Below are 620 nucleotides of genomic sequence, written 5' to 3' on the forward strand. Positions count from 1 at the left end.
AGTTGATTGACAGCCTGATGCACCTCAGCTTGTTTCATCTCAGTGAGTTGTGTGTAGCGTGCGGTGGTATTCAGACTGGCGTGACCCAGCAGGTGTTGTAATGATCGTAAATCCAACCCACGCTCGAGCAGATGGGTGGCATAACAATGGCGTAATGAGTGTGGGCTAATGGCCTTGTTGATCTTCGCGTCACGACAGACTTGCTTCATGGCTTTTTGCACCCCACCGCGGTCCATGTGGGCATCATTGCCGACACCCGGAAAGAGCAAGGTGGGATGGCGATGGGTAGACCAGTGCAGGCGTAAGACCGCGAGTGTCTTATCGGGCAGCGGCACTAAGCGGTCTTTGCCGCCCTTGGCATTGCGCACATGCACCTGATGTTGGTCACTGTCGATATCTGGCACTGACAATCGAAGTCCTTCCCCCAGGCGTAACCCCAGACAATACAAGGTATAGAAGAAGCGTTGGTAGCGAGGTTGTTGGGTGAAGGTGATGAGTAAGCCGACCTCTCTAGGGGTTAAGATATCGGGCAAGCGTTTGACCTGAGGCGGCTTAACGATATCGAGCCATTGCCATTGCTTATTAAGGGTGTAGCGATAGAAGAACTGCAAGCCATTGCG

General features: G+C 53.1%; 1 protein-coding gene. It reads right to left on the reverse strand.

Annotated elements, in window-relative coordinates; translation table 11 throughout:
- The coding region (locus A1OO_RS22770; protein ID WP_017005062.1) for a tyrosine-type recombinase/integrase at positions 1–620 on the reverse strand (620 nt) is incomplete at both ends.

It is taken from the genome of Enterovibrio norvegicus FF-33 (assembly GCF_000286835.2).
GTDB lineage: Bacteria > Pseudomonadota > Gammaproteobacteria > Enterobacterales > Vibrionaceae > Enterovibrio > Enterovibrio norvegicus_A.